The sequence below is a fragment of the Microvirga mediterraneensis genome (assembly GCF_013520865.1).
In the GTDB taxonomy this organism is placed as follows: domain Bacteria; phylum Pseudomonadota; class Alphaproteobacteria; order Rhizobiales; family Beijerinckiaceae; genus Microvirga; species Microvirga mediterraneensis.
This window is the reverse complement of the sequence record NZ_JACDXJ010000001.1, coordinates 3,753,273-3,770,093: the sequence shown is the minus strand read 5'-3', so window position 1 is coordinate 3,770,093 and position 16,821 is coordinate 3,753,273. Positions and strand designations below refer to the sequence as shown.

The window sequence follows — 16,821 nt, the reverse complement described above, 5'->3', positions numbered from 1 at the left end:
AGCGTAAGAGCTTCCCGATTCAGGCGGGCAGCCATGCACCCGGAGCAGAGCCGGCGGGCGACGTTGCCGAAGACCGTCACTATATGAATGAATCCAAGTTTCAGAATTGAGCGGAGACCGCACTATGTCCTCATTCGACGTTGACCTGTTCGTGATCGGAGGAGGATCCGGCGGCGTGCGCGCGGCGCGGATCGCCGCGGGTTACGGGGCGAAGGTCATGCTGGCGGAGGAATACCGGGTCGGCGGAACCTGCGTGATCCGGGGCTGCGTGCCGAAGAAGCTGATGGTCTATGCCAGCCGCTTCGCCGACGATTTCCACGATGCGGAGGGCTTCGGCTGGAGCGTCGGGGAGACGCGCTTCGACTGGGCGACCCTGATCCGCAACAAGGACAGGGAGATCGACCGGCTCGAGGGGATCTATCGCGCCAATCTGGAACGGGCCGGTGTCGAGGTCGTGGACAGCCGCGCCGTGATCGAGGACGCGCATACGGTCCATCTGCTCAAGACCGGCGAACGCGTCCGCGCGCGCACCATCCTGGTCGCCGTCGGGGCCCATCCGACTCTGGAACCGGTCATTCCCGGGGGCGAGCTCGGCATCACGTCCAACGAGGTCTTCGATCTGGAAAGCATGCCGAAGCGCATCCTGGTGGTCGGCGGCGGCTATATCGCGGTCGAGTTCGCCGGGGTCTTTGCAGGTCTCGGCAGCGAGGTCACGCTCCTGCACCGGGGCGACAAGCTCCTGCGCGGCTTCGACGAGGACGTCCGCGATGCGCTCGGGGAGGCCTATGCCCAGCGCGGGATCAAGCTGGCCCTGAGCAGGACCCTCACGAGCCTCGAGAAGACGGCGGAGGGCATCGCCGCGACCCTATCCGACGGTTCGACGATCACGGTCGATCAGGTCCTCGTCGCCACGGGCCGGCGTCCGAACACGAAGGGGCTCGGGCTTGAGAAGGCCGGCATCACCGTCGACGAGGTCGGGGCCATCCCCGTCGACGGCTATTCCCAAACCCTCGTCCCCTCGATCTATGCGGTGGGCGACGTGACCAACCGGGCGAACCTCACCCCCATCGCCATCCGGGAGGGCCATGCCTTCGCCGACACGGTGTTCGGCGACAAGCCCACCATCGTCGACCACGACCTGATCCCCACGGCCGTCTTCTCGACACCGGAGATCGGCGTGATCGGCTGCGGCGAGGACGCAGCCCGGGCCATCTACGGCGATGTGGATGTCTACAAGACCGCCTTCCGACCCATGAAGGCCACGCTTTCGGGCGGCAAGGACCGGGTCTTCATGAAGCTCATCGTCGACAAGGCGACCGACAAGGTGGTGGGCGTCCACATCATGGGCCATGACTCGGGCGAGATGATCCAGCTCGCCGGCATCGCCGTGACCATGGGGGCCACCAAGGCCGATTTCGACCGCACCGTGGCGGTTCACCCAACGGCAGCCGAGGAGCTGGTCACCATGCGCACGCCGGTGGTGGTGAAGAAGCCGGTTGCTGTCGGCTGACTCAATCGTCGCAGCGGCGCCGAGCGTCTCGGCACTCGCCTTTTTGAATATGTCGTGTATAGCTGCCTTTTCATGCCGCTTGTTGCGGTGCACGATGAGCATTGAAGAAAGGACACGGGGGTTAGTGTCATGACCGAGCGGTGGACGCCCGATAGCTGGAGAAACAAGCCAATCCAGCAGGTTCCGGCCTATCCGGACCTTGAGGCGCTTGAGAGCGTCGAGCAGCAGCTCGCCGGCTTTCCCCCGCTCGTCTTTGCGGGCGAGGCGCGGAAGCTGAAGCGGACGCTGGGCAAGGTCGCCAAGGGCGAGGCCTTCCTGCTCCAGGGCGGCGACTGCGCCGAGAGCTTCGCCGAACATTCGGCGGACAACATCCGCGATTTCTTCCGCCTGTTCCTCCAGATGTCCGTGGTCCTGACCTATGCGGGCGGCTCGCCCGTGGTGAAGGTCGGCCGCGCCGCCGGACAGTTCGCCAAGCCGCGCTCGGCTCCGACGGAGACCATCGACGGAGTGGAGCTGCCGAGCTACCGGGGCGACATCATCAGCGACATCGCCTTCACGCCGGAAGCCCGTACGCCGGATCCGCGCCGCCAGCTCATGGCCTACCGCCAGTCGGCCGCGACGCTCAACCTGATCCGCGCCTTCGCGACCGGCGGCTATGCCAATCTCGAGAACGCCCATCGCTGGATGCTCGGCTTCGTGAAGGATTCGCCGCAATCCTCCCGCTACAGCGAGCTTGCGGAGCGCATCACCGAGAGCCTGAACTTCATGCGGGCGATCGGCATCGATCCCGAAACGCATCCCGAGATGCGCTCGACGGATTTCTACACCAGCCACGAGGCGCTGCTGCTCGGCTACGAGGAGGCCATGACCCGCGTCGATTCCACGACCGGCGACTGGTATGCCACGTCCGGCCACATGCTCTGGATCGGCGACCGCACGCGCCAGCTCGACCATGCCCATGTGGAATACATGCGCGGCATCAAGAACCCGATCGGGCTCAAATGCGGCCCGTCGCTCTCGGCCGATGGGCTGCTCAAGCTCATCGACATGCTCAACCCGGAGGACGAGGCCGGCCGCCTGACCCTGATCTGCCGCTTCGGCGCCGACAAGGTGGGCGACCACCTGCCGGGCCTGATCCGCGCGGTGCAGCGGGAAGGGCGCACGGTCGTATGGTCCTGCGATCCGATGCACGGCAACACCATCAAGGCGGCCTCGGGCTACAAGACCCGGCCGTTCGAGCGGGTCATGGGCGAGGTGCAGGACTTCTTCGCCATCCATCAGGCGGAAGGCACCCATGCGGGCGGCATCCACCTGGAGATGACCGGCAAGAACGTGACGGAATGCACGGGCGGCGCCCGCGCGCTCACCGATGCGGACCTGCGAGACCGCTACCACACCTATTGCGACCCGCGCCTCAATGCCGAGCAGGCGCTCGAAATCGCCTTCCTGACCTCGGAGCTCATCAAACGGGAGCGCCAGTCAAGGGAACAACCGGCCGCCCTCGCGGCGGAGTGAGCGATTGGGCCGATTAATCAAATAAAAGGGGCGCTTTCGGCGCCCCTTTTATTTTACGCATACGCAACTCTACTGGTATTTTGGCTCAGCTGAGCCAACCCATGAAGAAGAGAATAAGAATGATCGGCAGAGGAATGCCGATGAGCCAGAGAAGGCCGCCTTTCAACATGTCAGTCTCCCAGTGTTTCGTGTGGAAATAACGAACTGGACTGTTACCGGTTCCCACAAAGCTTGAGCTGTGCAGAGCATGTTGGATCGGCAGAGTCTCGCCGCCATCGTGAGGCCTGCAAAGACATTGGACCGGCGCTGCCCCGTGAGTATCCAAGAGACCCTGGGAAAGCTCTATCCTTGCATTGCTGCCAACCCTTCCGCGCGCTAGATCCCCGGTATGACCGCTCAGTACACGCTCAAGATCGCGCTCGCGCAGCTCAATCCCGTCGTCGGCGACGTGGCCGGCAATGAGGAGAAGGCGAGGGCTGCCCGCGCGGAGGCGGCCCGCCTCGGGGCCGACATCGTGATGTTCGCCGAGCAATTCCTCGCGGGCTATCCCGCCGAGGACCTCGTGCTGAAGCCCGCTTTCCAGGATGCCTGCCGCGCCGCCCTCGAACGGCTCGCCCGTGAGACGGCGGATGGCGGTCCCGGCATGCTCATCGGCCTCCCGTGGCGGGAGGAGGGCGAGCTTTACAACGCCTATGCACTCCTCGATGGCGGCTCGATCTCGGTGCGCTTCAAGGTCGACCTGCCGAATTACGGCGTCTTCGACGAGAAGCGCAATTTCGCCGCCGGACCTCTGCCCGGGCCCGTGAACTTCCGCGGCATCCGTCTGGGCCTCCCGATCTGCGAGGACATCTGGACGGGCGATGTGGTGGAATGCCTCGCCGAGACGGGCGCTGAGATGCTCCTCGTGCCGAACGGCTCGCCCTATTGGCGCGGCAAGACCGAGGAGCGCTTCAACATCGCGGCCGCCCGCGTGACCGAGAGCGGGCTTCCGCTCGTCTACCTGAACCAGGTCGGCGGCCAGGACGAGCTGGTCTTCGACGGCGCGTCCTTCGTGCTCAACGCGGATTGCTCGCTCGCCTGCCAGCTGCCCGCCAACGAGGAGACCGTGGCGCTCACCACCTGGGTGAAAGGCGAGGAAGGCTGGACTTGCCGCGAGGCACCCATGGTCACCGTTGAGGAAGGCGAGGAGGCCGATTACGCCGCCTGCGTCCTGGGGCTTCGCGACTACGTGGAGAAGAACGGCTTCCCGGGCGTGGTGCTGGGCCTGTCCGGCGGCATCGATTCCGCTATCTGCGCCGCCATGGCGGTGGATGCGCTCGGGCCTGAGCGGGTGCATTGCGTGATGCTGCCCTACCGCTACACCTCGGGCGAGTCCCTGAAGGATGCGGAATCCTGCGCGCAGATGCTCGGCGTCCGCTACGACATCCTGCCGATCGCCGCCCCGGTCGAAGGGTTCGAGACCGCCCTGGAGCCGATCTTCGCCGGCCGGGAGCGAGACATCACGGAGGAAAACCTCCAGAGCCGCGCCCGGGGCACCATCCTCATGGCGATCTCGAACAAATTCGGCGCCATGGTGGTGACGACCGGCAACAAATCGGAAATGTCGGTGGGATACGCCACGATCTACGGCGACATGAACGGCGGGTTCAACCCGATCAAGGACCTCTACAAGATGGAGGTCTACCGCCTGGCGGCCCTGCGCAACCGCTGGAAGCCCAAGGGGGCGCTCGGGCCGGACGGGATCGTCATCCCCGAGAACATCCTGACCAAGGCGCCCACGGCCGAACTGCGCGAGAACCAGAAGGACCAGGATTCGCTCCCGCCCTATGTGGATCTCGACGAGATCCTGCGCGGCCTCGTGGAAGAGGAGCTGCGCGTCTCCGACATCGTGGCGAAGGGTTACGACATGGAAACCGTCAAGAAGGTCGAGCGCCTGCTCTACATTGCCGAATACAAGCGCCGCCAGGCGGCGCCCGGCGTGAAGGTCACGCGCCGGAATTTCGGCCGCGACCGCCGCTACCCCATCGTCAACCGCTATCGCGACCAAGGCTTAGAGGCGCACCGAAAGGACGAGGCCCTGGAGCGCGCCATCGGCAGGCCGCGTGTGGGCTCGATGGACGTTTAGGCTAACCGCACCATCCACGTCGTCATCGGCCTTGTGCCGGTGATCCCGATTGAAAGGGCACGGCGCTTCACCGGATCGGGATAGCCGGGAATGCTGCCGAAAGTCCCGTCACCCCTTGCGTCGCTCTATTCCCTTCGCCATAGCATCTCCCATGTCCAAGCCCATCGTTCGCTTCGCCCCGTCCCCGACCGGGCACATCCATATCGGCAACACCCGCGTCGCCCTGCTCAACGCGCTCTATGCGCGGCGCGAGGGCGGCACCTTCATCCTGCGCTTCGACGATACGGATGTGGCGCGGTCGAAGCAGGAATACGCGGATTCGATTGAGGCCGATCTGAACTGGCTGGGCATCCCGCCCGACGTGGTCGTCCGTCAGTCGGACCGGTTCGATCTCTATGACGCCGCCGCCGAGAGGCTGAAGGCGGTCGGGCGGCTTTATCCGTGCTACGAGACCCAGGAAGAGCTGGAATTCCGCCGCAAGCGCCAGCTCGCCCGTGGCCTGCCGCCGATCTACGACCGGGCGGCCCTCAAACTCACGGACGAGGACCGGGCCAAGCTCGAACAGGAAGGGCGCAGGCCCCATTGGCGCTTCCGCCTCGAGCCCACCAATGTCGCCTGGGACGATCTCGTGCGTGGCCATTGCCACGTGGATTGCAGCTCGCTGTCCGATCCGGTTCTGGTGCGCGAGGACGGGACCTATCTCTACACGCTGCCCTCCGTGGTCGACGACATCGAGCTGAAGATCACCCATGTGATCCGCGGCGAGGACCATGTCACCAACACGGCCGTGCAGATCCAGATCTTCGAGGCCTTGGGCACCGCCGCTCCCACCTTCGCCCATCACAGCCTACTGATCACGGCGAGCGGGGAGGGCCTGTCCAAGCGCCTCGGCCATCTCTCGATCAAGGGCCTTCGCGATGCTGGCCTCGAGCCGCAGGCGGTGGCTTCGCTCGCCGTCCTCGTCGGTTCGGCGGAGGCCGTGCGGCCGGTGGCCGATCTCGACGAGCTTGCCCGCCTGATCGACTTCTCCCACATTTCCCGTGCGCCCGCGAAATTCGACGAGAGCGAACTGGAGCACCTGAACGCCCGCCTGATCCACGAGATGCCCTATGGGGCGGCTCGCGAGCGGCTGGCCGGGCTCGATGCGGATGCGGGCGAGGCCTTCTGGCTCGCCGTGCGCGGCAACCTGACGAAGGTCCGGGATGCCGCCGACTGGGCCAGGGTCGTGCGCGGCCCGGTGAAACCGGTCATCGAGGACAAGGCCTTCATCGAGGCGGCCATGGCCGTTCTGCCGGAGGCACCCTGGGATCAGGCGACCTGGAAGGCCTGGACCGAGGCCGTGAAGGCCGCCACCGGGGTAAAGGGCAAGGCCCTGTTCATGCCCTTGCGGCAGGCGCTCACCGGGCTCGATCATGGCCCGGAACTGGGCGCGCTGCTGCCGCTGATCGGGCCTGAGCGGGCGAAGGCGCGCCTGTCCGGACAGGCGGCTTAGGACACTCCCCGTCATGGCCGGGCCTGTCCCGGCCATCCCGATTCGGTGAGGCGCGGCGCTTCAACCCATCGAGATCACCGGCACGAGGCCGATGATGACATGGTGGGCGTGAGCCTAGGACCGGCCGTGACGGATGGAGTATCCTAAGCTTTGATCTTGTACCCCGTCCGGAAGATCCACCAGACGGCGCTGAGGCAGATCAGCATGAAGACCATAGTCATGGCGAGGCTCAAGCCCACGCCCACGTCGGCGACGCCGTAGAAGCTCCAGCGGAAGCCGCTCACCAGATAGACCACCGGATTGAACAGGGCGACCGTCTGCCAGAAGGGCGGCAGCATGTTGATGGAATAGAAGCTGCCGCCGAGGAAGGCCAAGGGCGTCACGATCATCAGCGGGACGACCTGCAGCTTCTGGAAGCTGTCGGCCCAGACGCCGATGATGAAGCCGAAGAGGCTGAAGGTGACGGAGGTCAGCACCAGGAAGGCGATCATCCAGACGGGATGCTCGATGGAGAAATCCACGAAGAGACGTGCCGTGATCAGGATGATGGTGCCGATGATCACCGATTTGGTGGCCGCCGCCCCCACATAGCCGATCACCGTTTCCACGGCCGAGATCGGAGCCGAGAGGAGTTCGTAGATGGTGCCGGAGAATTTCGGCATGTAGATGCCGAACGAAGCGTTCGAGATGCTCTCCGTCAGGATGGAGAGCATGATCAGCCCCGGCACGATGAAGGCGCCGTAGCTCACGCCATCGATATTGGCCATGCGCGAGCCGATGGCGGAGCCGAAGACGATGAAATAGAGCGAGGTCGAGATCACCGGCGAGGCGATGCTCTGCATCATCGTGCGCCAGGTGCGGGCCATCTCGAAGAGATAGATGGCCTTGATACCGTAGAGATTCATGGGCGCCCCCTGACCAGGCTGACGAAGATCTCCTCGAGCGAAGACTCCGAAGTCTGAAGATCCTTGAAGTCGATGCCGTGCTCGTTCAGGCGGCGCAGTAGGCCCGCGATGCCCGTTTCAGGCGTCTGCGTGTCGAACGTATAGACGAGTTCGCTGCCGTCCGAGGAAAGCTGCAATCTGTCGGATTGCAGCTCGGGCGGCAGACCCGCGAGAGGGCTCTGCAGGTGGAGGGTGAGCTGCTTCTTGCCGAGCTTCTGCATCAGGACGTTCTTGTCCTCGACCAGGATGATCTCGCCCTTGCGGATCACGCCGATCCGGTCGGCCATCTCCTCGGCCTCCTCGATGTAGTGGGTGGTCAGGATGATGGTGACGCCGTTCTCCCTTAAGGAGCGGACCATGTTCCACATGTCCTGCCGCAGCTCCACGTCGACCCCGGCGGTCGGCTCGTCGAGGAAGAGGATCTTGGGCTCGTGCGACAGGGCCTTGGCGATCATGACCCGGCGCTTCATGCCGCCCGAGAGGGTCATGATCTTGCTGTCCCGCTTTTCCCAAAGGGAAAGATCCTTCAGGATCTTCTCGAGGTAGGCGGGATTGGGCGGCTTGCCGAAGAGCCCCCGGCTGAACGTCACCGTCGCCCATACGCTCTCGAAGGCATCGGTGGTGAGCTCCTGCGGCACGAGGCCGATCTTGGTGCGCGCCGCCCGGTAGTCGCGGATGATGTCGTGGCCGTCGGCCGTGACGGTGCCCGTGCTCGGATTGACGATCCCGCAGATGATGCTGATCAGAGTGGTCTTGCCGGCCCCGTTGGGCCCGAGCAGCGCGAAGATCTCGCCCCGGCGGATGTCCAGGTCGACCGTCTTGAGGGCCTGGAAACCAGACGCGTAGGTCTTGGCAAGGCCGGAGACGGAAATGATCGGATCGGACGCCCCCGCGGGCCGGGACATTTCAGGAGAATCGAGCGGTTTCATGCCGGCGTGATAGCACGACGGTGAGCAGGGCGGAATGGATCACCACCGGCCCTGCCTTGTCGTTCCCGGAAGCCTTAGGCCGAGAGCGCCGTTCCGAACCGGGTCAGTTCGGCGCGTGCGGGACCGGAATGATGCTGGGAGCGATCACGCGCACGGTCTTCTTCTGACCGTTGCCCGCGACGACCTCCTGCTTCGAACCCTCGCCCTGGCCGACCACGGCGTTGGTTTCGATGGATTGCGGGCCGATGCCGGCCGATTCCTTGCTGGCGGTCGGGGCGGAGGCGGCGATCTCGGCGGCTTCCTTGGTCTCCTCGTCGGCCTTCTTGTCGGCGGCCTTGCGGGCGGCCTGCGCCTTCGGCCTGGAGAGTTCCTCGGCCTTCTCGGCCGTGACGATCAGGTCGCCCTTGCGCTGCTCCAGCATGCTCTCGGCCTTGCGCAGGACCACGGACCAGCTCTCGCCCTGTTTCTTGCAGGCGCAGCTTTCGTCGAAGGTCTTGCGGAACTTGAAGGCGTTCGCCAGCGACGTATAGGGCTGGTTCGAGGACAGCGAGGCGGCCCGGCTGAGGCCCTGGTCACCGCCTGGATAGGCGTAGGCGAGGGTTTCCGTACCGGGACAGAGAGCCTGGCACATCTCGTTGGCGCTCTGCCCGCCGCCCGGAGGGGTGGTCAGCGGGAAGAAGGACCCGTCGCAGGTCTTCACGCAGATCAGGCGTCCGCCGCCCATGGCGGGCGGTCCGTCATCGGCGATGATCGGCTGCCCCTCGGGCATGATCTCCTGCTGCTGTTGCTGGCGCGGAGCGCCGAACAGCGATTCGAAGAAGCCGCGCGGCTGGTCGGTGGAGCAGGTCTGCTGAACCGCCACCTGGAGCTGCCGGCGGCGCGCCTCGACCTGGCTCTGGTCGATGGCCTGCGAGGCGAGGCGGGCATAGCCGGCCTCGAGCTGGCGGATCTGCTGAGCGATGGAGCCGCATTCGGCCGGCGCCGGACCCGACAGGAAGCCGAGCGGGCCGCGCTCGCAGCCGATGTTGCGGTAATAGCCGACGAGACGGTTGATCTCCATCCGCTGGGCCTGCATCTGGCCGGTCGGCGCGCTCCCGCCGCTGCGGTCCAGGGCCGCGAGTTCTGCCTGGAAGCGCTGGCACTGCGCCGACTGGGCATAGGCCGCCTGGCCGGCGGCCAGAAAGGCCGTCACGGCGATGAGGGAGCGGAGAAAAGATATCTTTGCCATTGAGCTGATCGCAGAACCGGTCCGTTGCGGCATCGAATGCCTGGGTCAGGCAGGTCATGTGCCGCTGGAATTTGACCCTATTGTGATTAACGCCTTGCCCCCTTCGAGGGAAGCTGTCTAGCCTCGTCCTGAACAGCGACTCCGAAAAGTGATCCCGCATGTACTCTCATACGACCATTGGAGCAAATGACCTCGCCCGGGCGAGAGCCTTCTACGATGCGGTCCTGGCTCCCCTGGGGCTCGAGGTCCGGTACTCGGATGACAGCATGGTGGGCTGGGGCGTGCCCGGCGGGCGGCCGCAATTTCTGGTCGCGCGCCCGTTCGACGGCCGTGAGCCGAGCCCGGGCAACGGGTCCATGATCGCTCTGCTGGCTTCGAAGCGCAGCCTCGTCGATGCCTGCCATGCGGCTGCCCTGGGGCTTGGCGGAACGGACGAGGGGGCGCCTGGCCCGCGGCCCCAATACCACCGCAACTATTACGGCGCGTACTTTCGCGATCTGGACGGCAACAAGATCTGCATTGTGAGCCACCACGCCGAATAAGACCTCGTCAAAGTCGGACGCCATCCCCACATGACAGCGTAACCGTGGGAGACGACTGGTAAGATGCTTGCGCGAATTGCTTTGACCCTGGCTGTGACGATGGCTGCCGTGACGGGAGCCGCGGCTCAGGAGCCCGACCTGATCTTCAAGAAGTCGACCGTTTGGCGGGCGCTTACTCCGGACGACAAGCTCACCGTCTATGGGATCGACGATCCCATGGTGGAAGGCGTGGCCTGCCACTACACGACCCCGGAGCGCGGCGGCATTTCCGGCACCTTCGGCGTCGCCGAGGAGGTCTCCGACATCTCCTTGTCCTGCCGGCAGGTGGGCCCGGTGAAGTTCAAGCAGAAGTTCGGGCAGGGCGACGTGGTGTTCAGCGAGCGCCGGTCCCTGATCTTCAAGAAGATGCAGATCGTCCGCGGCTGCGACGCCAAGCGCAACACCCTGGTCTACATGGTCTATTCCGACCGGCCCATCGAAGGCTCGCCCAAGAATTCCACCTCGACCGTCCCGCTCATGCCCTGGGGCACCGAGGTTCCGCCGAAATGCGGGGAGTGGCTGAAGTAGGAAAAGGGGCGGTCCTCAGGCCGCCTCCTGGCCGAGCAGCAGCCTCGCGGCCGTCACCCACATGACGAGCCCGATAATGACGTCGAGGATCCGCCATGTGACGGGCCGGGCGAAGAACGGCTTCAGGAGGCGGGCTCCGAAGCCGAGGGTAAAGAAGAACGCGAAGGAGGCCAGCATGGCGCCGGCGGCGAAGGCCCCCTTGCCCTGGTCGAACTGCGTCGAGATCGAGCCGATCAGGACCACTGTGTCCAAGTAGACGTGCGGGTTGAGCCAGGTGAAGGCCAGGCAGGTGAGGACCACCCGGCCGAGGCTTTCCGGAGGGGCGTCGGACGGCCGTAAGGAGGCCGTCCCGAAAGCGGCCATGAAGCTGCGCGCGCCATACACGAGAAGGAACGCGGCGCCCCCGTAGAGCAGGACGGTCTCGGCCCAAGGCACTCTCGCGCTGAGCTGCGCGAAGCCGGATACGCCGGCCAATATGAGGATGGCATCCGACAGGGCGCAGGTCAGACATACGGCGAAGACATGCTCGCCGCGCAGCCCGATGCGCAGGACGAAGGCGTTCTGCGCTCCGATGGGAAGAATGAGACTGAGGCCGAGCAGGAAGCCCGCGAGAAGAGGAGAGGTCATGCCGACGGTCCGGAAGGGAGTCGACGTGTCTTAGATCCAGTCTTAGGATTAGTGCAGTTAAATTTTCTCAACATGATTTAGAGAAACTAATCCAATGCTGGACTATTCACACCTGTCCGCCCTCGCGGCGGTTGTGCGGACCGGCAGCTTCGAGCGTGCCGCCGACCAGCTCAATGTCACGCCCTCGGCCGTGTCCCAGAGGATCAAGCTTCTGGAGGAGCGGATCGGAGCCATCCTCGTGGTGCGGGGCCAGCCCTGCATGGCGACGGAGGCCGGCCGGCGCCTGTGCCAGCACGTCGAGCTGGTCGCCCTTCTCGAAGGCTCCCTGCGCCAGAACCTGCCCGGGCTGCAGCCCGAGAGCCGCCCGGTGACCCTGCGCATCGCGGTGAATGCGGACAGTCTCGCCACCTGGTTCGTTCCGGCCATGGCGGAGACGGAGGGATTCCTCTTCGACCTCGTGGTGGACGATCAGGACCATAGCGCCGAGTGGCTGAGGCGAGGGGAGGTCGTGGCCGCCGTGACCTCGCACGGCAAGCCGATCCAGGGCTGCGACAGCTATCCCTTGGGGCGTTTGCGGTACCTCGCGACGGCCAGCCCCGCCTTCGTGGAACGGTGGCTGCCGGACGGATTGAGCGAGGATTCGGCGGCTCGTGCCCCGTGCCTCGTCTTCAACCGGAAGGACCAGCTTCAGGCGCTCTGGCTCCGACGGGCCCTTGGGGCGGATGTCACGCCGCCGGCCCATTGGCTGCCGTCATCGCAGGCTTTCGTCGATGCGGCCCTGGCGGGCCTGGGATGGGGGATGAACCTGGAATCGATGGTTCAGGAGCACATCAGGGCCGGTCGCCTCATGGCGTTGGAGCCGTCGGAGCCGCTGGAGGTGCCCCTGTTCTGGCAGCAGAGCCGGATCGTCGGTCCGCTGCTGGGAGACCTGACCCGGGCCGTCGTCGCGACCGCCCGGACCATGCTGTCTCCCATGCCGGTTTAGTTGGAGCAGGTCACGGAGACCGGACGCTCCTCGGGGGCGAGGGCGGCCTTCTGGATGGCGCCCGTCACCTCGTCGGGGGCGATCTGGCGGTAGGACACCGCCTTGACGTAGCCATGAGCCTCGCACCAAGCGGTTGCCACAACTTGGCCACATGCCTGGTTTGAAATCAGGCATTCCGCGACGCCGTACCCGTCGGCGGCGGGGACCATGAAGGTCGCTTGGGTCGAAGAGGCCTTGGTGCCGTTGGGAAGCAGCGTCAGGGACGCGGCTGCAAGAAACACAACAGTACCCATTCCGAGCATGGTGAATGCGCGGCGCATCGAAGACCTCATTGTTTGAACTCGGGCTATTATGCCACGAGTGTGCGTGAACAAAGCTCTAACGCGCTTTGCCGGAACCCGTTTCATGCGGCCGTGCAAATAAAACATGCTTACCGAATCGGAAACCTTGACGTCCCAGGGGCGAAAAGGCATTGATGGCTTCATGAACACGGCAACGATCCTCATTTCCGGGATTATTTGCGGCTAGCGCATTTCGCTGGCTGGAGCCGTCTCGTTCTCATTCCAAGATCGAAACCATCCTCCGGCCTGCGGCCTGACAGGGATATGGTTTCATGGCGGCACGCTTGAGGCTCTACAACACGCTGACCCGGTCCAAGGACGCTTTCGTCCCGATCGACCCCGGAAACGTGCGCCTCTACGTCTGCGGCCCCACCGTTTACGACTACGCCCACATCGGCAACGCCCGCCCGATCATCGTCTTCGACCTTCTCTTCCGTCTGCTGAGACATGTTTACGGTAAGGAAGCCGTCACGTATGTGCGCAATATCACCGATGTGGACGACAAGATTAACGCCCGGGCGGCCCGGGATTACCCGGACCTGCCCCAGAACGAGGCGATCCGCGTCGTCACGGGCAAGACGGAGGAGCAGTTCCACGCCGACATCTGGGCGCTGGGCGTGCTCATGCCGGAGGACGTGAACGAAGCGGGCAAGGCTCCCCGCTTCGTCGAGCCCCGGGCGACCGAACACATCGACGAGATGCGCATGATCATCGAGCGGTTGATCGCGCGCGGGGCGGCCTATGTGGCCGAGGAGCACGTGCTCTTTTCGGTCGCGGCCATGCAGAAGCTGCCGCGCGTGCCTCAATACGGCGCCTTCTCCAAGCGATCCCTGGACGAGCTGCTCTCCGGCGCCCGCGTGGACGTGGCGCCCTACAAGCGCGACCCGATGGATTTCGTGCTCTGGAAGCCCTCCGGGCCGCAGGACCCCGCCTGGCCGTCGCCGGCCGGCATCAGGACGCCCGGACGCCCCGGCTGGCACATCGAGTGCTCGGCCATGGCGTGGAAGCACCTGGTCCAGGCCTTCGAGACGCGGCTGTCCTGCTCCGATCCGACGGAGCGCGAGATCTTCGACATCCATGGCGGCGGCATCGACCTCGTCTTCCCGCACCACGAGAACGAGATCGCCCAATCCTGCTGCGCCTTCGACACCCCGCGCATGGCCAATGTGTGGATGCACAACGGCTTCCTGCAGGTGGAAGGGGAGAAGATGTCGAAGTCTCTCGGCAATTTCTTCACCATCAACGAGCTGCTGCAGGATTGGCCCGGCGAGGTTCTGCGGTTCAACATGCTGCGCACCCATTACCGCCAGCCCATCGATTGGACGGTGAAGGGGCTCGAGGAAAGCGAGAAGACCCTCGACCGCTGGTACGAACTGGCGGGCCGAGGCGGGAATGCGTATCTGTCGGACCACATCGTTGACGCGCTCGCGGACGATCTCAATACGCCGAAGATGCTGGCGGAGCTTCACGCCCTCGACGGGCAGGGCGCTCACGAGGAGCTCGGCGCTAACCTTCGTACGCTCGGCTTCCTGCTCGAAGGAGCCGAGGTCTGGAAAGCCCGCAGGCAGGCCACGCTCAGCGTCGATCCCGCGCAGGTCGAGGCTCTGATCGCAGCCCGCAAGGAAGCCCGCGTGGCCAAGAACTGGGCCGAGTCCGACCGCATTCGCGACGAGCTTGCAGCGCTCAATGTGGTCGTGAAGGACAACAAGGACGGTACCACCACCTGGGAGGTGGCGCGATGAGGGATGTTCTTTCTCAACGTCGTAGCCGGGCTTGTCCCGGCCATCTCGATACGGAAAAGCGCGGCGCTTCCAAGGATCGGGATCACCGGCACAAGGCCGGTGATGACGAATGTGAAAACATGCACGTGACGAAGAAAGAGGCGCGCTGATGGGACAGGCCTTGCCGAAACCGGGACTTCGTCCCTTCCTGCCGGCGGACCTGCCGGTTCTCGTGGACATCTACGAGGAAAGTATCGCGGAGCTTACCGGCGAGGATTACAGCGAGAGCCAGCAGGAAGCCTGGATCGCGCGCGCCGAGGACGATGCGTTCGCCCAGAGGCTGACGCAGAGCCTTACGCTGATCGCGACCGTGGAGGGCTCTCCGGTCGGCTTCATCGCGCTCAAGGACAACGAGCTGATCGACCTGTTCTACGTGCATCCCGCCGCGGCCGGGCAGGGGATCGGCACCATGCTCTACGATGCGGTGGAGAAGCTCGCCGGTGCGCGCGGGGCCCCGCGTCTCGTGGCGGAGGTCAGCGACAACGCGCTGCCGTTCTTCCAGAAGCAGGGCTTCCAGCCGCAGCGCCGCAACACGATGCCGCTCAGCGACGAATGGCTCGCCACCACGACCATGGAAAAGCGCCTGGCGCCGCAGGAAGACAGGAAATTGTCGTCATGAGCCGTGAACGCATCACCCTCTTCGACACGACCCTGCGCGACGGGGCGCAGACCACGGGTGTTGATTTCTCCCTCGAAGACAAGAAAGCGATCGCAGCGCTCCTCGACAGGCTCGGCATCGACTATGTGGAAGGCGGCTATCCGGGGGCGAACCCGCTCGACACCACCTTCTTTTCCGAGAAGCGCACGAAGAACGCCAAGTTCACGGCCTTCGGCATGACCAAGCGGGCGGGGCGCTCCGTCTCGAACGATCCCGGCGTCGCGGCGCTGCTCGAGGCGCAGGCCGACGCGATCTGCTTCGTGGCGAAATCCTGGGATTACCATGTGCGCGTGGCTCTCGAGATCTCGCTGGAGGATAATCTCGCGGGCATTCACGAGAGCGTCGAAGCCGCCCGCGCCAGGGGCCGCGAGGTCCTCGTCGATTGCGAGCATTTCTTCGACGGCTACAAGGCCAATCCCGATTACGCCCTGTCCTGCGTGAAGACGGCCTACGAGGCCGGAGCACGCTGGATCGTGCTCTGCGATACCAACGGCGGCACGCTGCCTCACGAGGTGAACGACATCGTCACGGCGGTGACGTCGAGCGTGCCGGGCACGCATATCGGCATCCATGCCCATGACGATTGCGGCTGCGCGGTCGCGAACTCCCTTGCGGCCGTCGAAGCGGGCGCGCGCCACATCCAGGGCACCCTCAACGGCCTCGGCGAGCGCTGCGGCAACGCCAATCTCATCACGCTCATTGGCGCGTTGAAACTCAAGGACGGCTATGCGTCCCGCTTCGATCTCGGCGTCACGGACGATGCTTTAAGCGGGCTTACCCATGTCTCGCGGCAGGTGGACGAGATCCTCAACCGGCAGCCGAACCGCCACGCACCCTTCGTGGGCTCCAGCGCCTTCGCCACGAAGGCGGGCATCCATGCCTCGGCCGTGCTGAAGGATCCACACACCTATGAGCACGTAGAGCCGGAAATCGTCGGCAATGCGCGAAAAGTCCTGGTGTCGGACCAGGGCGGCCAATCGAACATTCTCGCCGAACTGAAGCGCTGCGGCTTCGAGCTCGAAAAAGGCGATCCGCGCATCGCGCGCGTGCTCGACGAGGTGAAGCGCAAGGAAGCGGAGGGCTTCGCGTTTGAAGGCGCGGACGCGTCGTTCTATGTGCTGGTCAAGCGCATGCTCGGCGAGGTGCCGGCCTTCTTCGACGTGGAACGCTTTTCCGTCAATGTGGAGCGCCGCTTCAATGCGGTCGGCGAACTCGTCACCGCCTCGGAAGCCATCGTGAAGGTGCGCGTGGGCGACGAGGTGCTGATTTCAGCCGCAGAGGGCAATGGCCCCGTGAACGCGCTCGATGTCGCGTTGCGCAAGGATCTGGGCAAGTACCAGCACCTGATCCAGGACCTGGAGCTGGTCGACTATAAGGTCCGCATCTACCAGGGCGGTTCGGATGCGGTGACGCGCGTTCTGATCGAGTTCACGGACGGCTCCGGCGAACGCTGGAACACGATCGGCGTGTCGGCCAACATCATCGACGCCTCGTTCCAGGCGCTGACGGATTCGATGGTCTACAAGCTGTTGACGAGCAAGGCATCGCTATGACGAAGAGGGAGCTCGATGAGGCTC

16 protein-coding genes are annotated in these 16,821 nt (G+C 64.8%); 11 read left to right on the top strand and 5 right to left on the bottom strand.

Features of this window, described 5'->3' with window-relative positions:
• The first annotated feature begins 124 nt into the window (after positions 1-124).
• From gor to gltX, 4 genes are all read left to right on the top strand, one after another.
• Positions 125-1,510 carry a glutathione-disulfide reductase gene (gor, locus tag H0S73_RS17945; RefSeq protein WP_181053428.1) on the top strand — a complete coding sequence of 462 codons (1,386 nt, stop codon included), beginning with the start codon at positions 125-127 and terminating at the stop codon, positions 1,508-1,510.
• Between the two features lie 129 nt (positions 1,511-1,639).
• Positions 1,640-3,025: a class II 3-deoxy-7-phosphoheptulonate synthase gene (locus H0S73_RS17940; RefSeq protein WP_181053427.1), complete on the top strand. Its 1,386-nt coding sequence runs from the start codon at positions 1,640-1,642 to the stop codon at positions 3,023-3,025.
• A gap of 388 nt (positions 3,026-3,413) precedes the next feature.
• Complete coding sequence (locus H0S73_RS17935) at positions 3,414-5,150, top strand: NAD+ synthase (protein ID WP_181053426.1); 1,737 nt, start codon at positions 3,414-3,416, stop codon at positions 5,148-5,150.
• Positions 5,151-5,301: 151 nt separating this feature from the next.
• Positions 5,302-6,642 carry a glutamate--tRNA ligase gene (gltX, locus tag H0S73_RS17930; protein WP_181053425.1) on the top strand — a complete coding sequence of 447 codons (1,341 nt, stop codon included), beginning with the start codon at positions 5,302-5,304 and terminating at the stop codon, positions 6,640-6,642.
• 143 nt (positions 6,643-6,785) lie between these two features.
• Here gltX and H0S73_RS17925 read toward each other — a convergent pair whose 3' ends face one another.
• The 3 genes from H0S73_RS17925 to H0S73_RS17915 all read right to left on the bottom strand — a co-directional run bounded on the left by H0S73_RS17925 (position 6,786) and on the right by H0S73_RS17915 (position 9,743).
• Positions 6,786-7,547: an ABC transporter permease gene (locus H0S73_RS17925; RefSeq protein ID WP_181053423.1), complete on the bottom strand. Its 762-nt coding sequence runs from the start codon at positions 7,545-7,547 to the stop codon at positions 6,786-6,788.
• Positions 7,544-8,491, bottom strand: coding sequence for an ABC transporter ATP-binding protein (locus H0S73_RS17920; protein WP_181053422.1), 948 nt, complete (start codon positions 8,489-8,491; stop codon positions 7,544-7,546). The genes H0S73_RS17925 and H0S73_RS17920 overlap by 4 nt, the downstream gene beginning before the upstream one ends.
• Positions 8,492-8,618: 127 nt before the next feature.
• The gene (locus H0S73_RS17915; RefSeq protein ID WP_181053420.1) at positions 8,619-9,743 is read right to left on the bottom strand and encodes a DUF2865 domain-containing protein; all 1,125 of its coding nucleotides are present in this window, start codon (positions 9,741-9,743) and stop codon (positions 8,619-8,621) included.
• A 158-nt stretch (positions 9,744-9,901) separates the two neighbouring features.
• Between H0S73_RS17915 and H0S73_RS17910 the strand changes: the two genes are divergently transcribed.
• Positions 9,902-10,285: a VOC family protein gene (locus H0S73_RS17910; protein ID WP_181053419.1), complete on the top strand. Its 384-nt coding sequence runs from the start codon at positions 9,902-9,904 to the stop codon at positions 10,283-10,285.
• A gap of 63 nt (positions 10,286-10,348) precedes the next feature.
• Positions 10,349-10,852, top strand: coding sequence for a CreA family protein (locus H0S73_RS17905; protein ID WP_181053417.1), 504 nt, complete (start codon positions 10,349-10,351; stop codon positions 10,850-10,852).
• A gap of 15 nt (positions 10,853-10,867) precedes the next feature.
• Here the strand turns inward: H0S73_RS17905 and H0S73_RS17900 are convergent, their stop codons facing one another.
• The gene (locus tag H0S73_RS17900) at positions 10,868-11,479 is read right to left on the bottom strand and encodes a LysE/ArgO family amino acid transporter (protein WP_181053416.1); all 612 of its coding nucleotides are present in this window, start codon (positions 11,477-11,479) and stop codon (positions 10,868-10,870) included.
• 94 nt (positions 11,480-11,573) lie between these two features.
• Here H0S73_RS17900 and H0S73_RS17895 point away from each other — a divergent pair, with 94 nt between their 5' ends.
• The gene (locus tag H0S73_RS17895) at positions 11,574-12,464 is read left to right on the top strand and encodes a LysR family transcriptional regulator ArgP (RefSeq protein WP_181053414.1); all 891 of its coding nucleotides are present in this window, start codon (positions 11,574-11,576) and stop codon (positions 12,462-12,464) included.
• Here the strand turns inward: H0S73_RS17895 and H0S73_RS17890 are convergent.
• Positions 12,461-12,784 carry a hypothetical protein gene (locus H0S73_RS17890; protein ID WP_181053412.1) on the bottom strand — a complete coding sequence of 108 codons (324 nt, stop codon included), beginning with the start codon at positions 12,782-12,784 and terminating at the stop codon, positions 12,461-12,463. The genes H0S73_RS17895 and H0S73_RS17890 overlap by 4 nt on opposite strands.
• 293 nt (positions 12,785-13,077) lie before the next feature.
• On the opposite strand from H0S73_RS17890, the gene cysS reads away from it, so the two are divergent.
• The 4 genes from cysS to cimA are packed head-to-tail and all read left to right on the top strand — an operon-like array spanning position 13,078 to position 16,797.
• Complete coding sequence (cysS, locus tag H0S73_RS17885) at positions 13,078-14,547, top strand: cysteine--tRNA ligase (RefSeq protein WP_181053411.1); 1,470 nt, start codon at positions 13,078-13,080, stop codon at positions 14,545-14,547.
• Positions 14,544-14,696, top strand: coding sequence for a hypothetical protein (locus H0S73_RS17880; RefSeq protein ID WP_181053409.1), 153 nt, complete (start codon positions 14,544-14,546; stop codon positions 14,694-14,696). The genes cysS and H0S73_RS17880 overlap by 4 nt, the downstream gene beginning before the upstream one ends.
• On the top strand, positions 14,696-15,205 hold the full coding sequence (locus H0S73_RS17875; RefSeq protein WP_181053408.1) for a GNAT family N-acetyltransferase: 510 nt from the start codon (positions 14,696-14,698) through the stop codon (positions 15,203-15,205). The genes H0S73_RS17880 and H0S73_RS17875 overlap by 1 nt, the downstream gene beginning before the upstream one ends.
• Complete coding sequence (gene cimA, locus H0S73_RS17870) at positions 15,202-16,797, top strand: citramalate synthase (protein ID WP_181053407.1); 1,596 nt, start codon at positions 15,202-15,204, stop codon at positions 16,795-16,797. Before H0S73_RS17875 ends, cimA begins: the two co-directional genes overlap by 4 nt.
• The last annotated feature ends 24 nt before the right edge of the window (positions 16,798-16,821 follow it).